A 1,738-nucleotide genomic window follows, 5' to 3' on the forward strand; every position below is an offset into this window, starting at 1 on the left:
GTTGGCCTTGGCCGCGTGCTCGGCCGCCTGACGGCCGGTCAGGTGCAGGTCGGGCGGCAGGTCGGGCCCCTCGACGAACGACGTGGCTGATGCTGCCGTTCGTCATCAGCGGGCTCGCCCTCGGCGCCGTCTACGCGCTGTCGGGCGTGGGCATCGTCGTGCTCTACCGCGCCACGGGCGTGCTCAACCTGGCCTACGGCGCGCTCGGCGCGATCGGCGCGCTGCTGTCCTGGCAGCTCCTGCAGGACGGCTGGCCGGTCGTGCCCGCGCTGGCGGCCGCGCCGCTGCTGTCGGCGCTGCTGTCCGGCCTGTACGGCGGCCTGGTCAGCCCGCTCGTCGCCGCCCGCGACCCGCTGGTCAAGGCGGTGTGCACGCTCGGTCTCGCGCTCGTGCTGCTCGGCCTGTGCTACTGGACGTGGAGCGACGACCCGCGCACGCTCACCCTGCCGACCGACACGGCCGGGTTCGACGTGGGCGGCGCGCGGGTCACGCTCACCCAGGCGCTCGCGCTGGCCCTGGCCGTGGCGCTGACCGCCGGGACCGCCGTGCTGCTGCGCCGGACCGGCTTCGGCACCGCCATGCGCGCGCTGGCCGACGACCGCGAGATCAGCGCGCTGCTCGGCGTGCCCATCCGGCGGGTCGAGACCGTCACCTGGGCCGCGGGCGGCGCGGTGGCCGGGCTGACCGGGCTGGTGCTCGGCTCGCTGACCCGGCTGGAGGCCGGCACCCTGACCTTCCTGGTGATCGCCTCGCTGGCGGCGGGCGTGGTCGGCCGCTTCAGGTCGCTGCCGGTCACGCTGGCGGCCGGGCTGGCGATCGGGCTGGCCGAGGCTCTGGGCGGGGCGTGGGAGCAGACCGCGCCGTACCGGTCGGTCGCGCCGTTCGCGGTGGCCGTCGCGGCGATCCTGTGGCTGCAGCGCACAGGGGCGCGGGCCAGGCGCGGCGGCACGGTCGAGGTGCGCCCGGCCGAGCCCGCGCCGCCGTCGCGGACCCGGCCGCTGCCGCCCGGCGACGCCCGTTCGGTGCTGCGCGTGGTGCTCGGGCTGGCCGCCGGGGCCGCGGCGCTGGCGGTGCTCGTGCCCCTGGTCGTGGACGGCTACTGGGTGCGGGTGCTCACCTCCGCGGTCATCTTCGTCATCCCCGCCGCGGGCATCGCCCTGCTGTACGCCCGGCTCGGGCTGGTCTCGCTCGGCCAGGTGGCGCTGCTCGGCGTCGGCGGCTGGGTGGCGCTGCGGCTGGCGTTCGCCACCGGATGGCCGTTCCCGCTGGTCGTGCTGGCGGCCGGGGCGATCACCTGCCTGGTCGGCATCGTGTACGGGCTGCCCGCGCTGCGCCTGTCCGGCGTGGACCTGGCCCTGGTGACGCTCATGGCCGGCGGGGCGTTCCAGGTGGCGTTCTCGGCGACCGGGTTCCCCGACGGCGGGCCCGGGTTCCTCGGCCGGGTGGCGGGCAGCGGGACGCAGCAGGCCATGCCGCGGCCCTCGATGGCCTCCTCCGACGCCGGGTTCTTCCGGTTCGCCGTCCTGTGCGCGGTGCTCGCGCTCGTCCTGGTCGTGCTGCACCAGCGCGGGCGGCCGGGCCGGGCGTGGGCGGCGATCAGGGGCGGCGAGGCCGGCGCGCTGGCCGTCGGCGTGGCCCTGACCAGGTACAAGGTGTGGGCGTTCGCGCTGGCGGCGTTCGTCACCGGGACCGCCGGGGCGCTGCTGGCGGCCAACACCGGGCGGCTGGACCCGATCTC

At 77.2% G+C, this 1,738-nt stretch carries 1 protein-coding gene; it reads left to right on the plus strand.

The window, feature by feature from the left end; all coding sequences use genetic code 11:
- Positions 1–89: 89 nt before the first annotated feature.
- Positions 90–1,738 (plus strand): ABC transporter permease subunit (locus ACWCSD_RS52330; protein ID WP_449927352.1); only part of this gene is annotated, 1,649 nt, incomplete at its 3' end.

The sequence above is a fragment of the Nonomuraea sp. NPDC001684 genome (assembly GCF_053596515.1).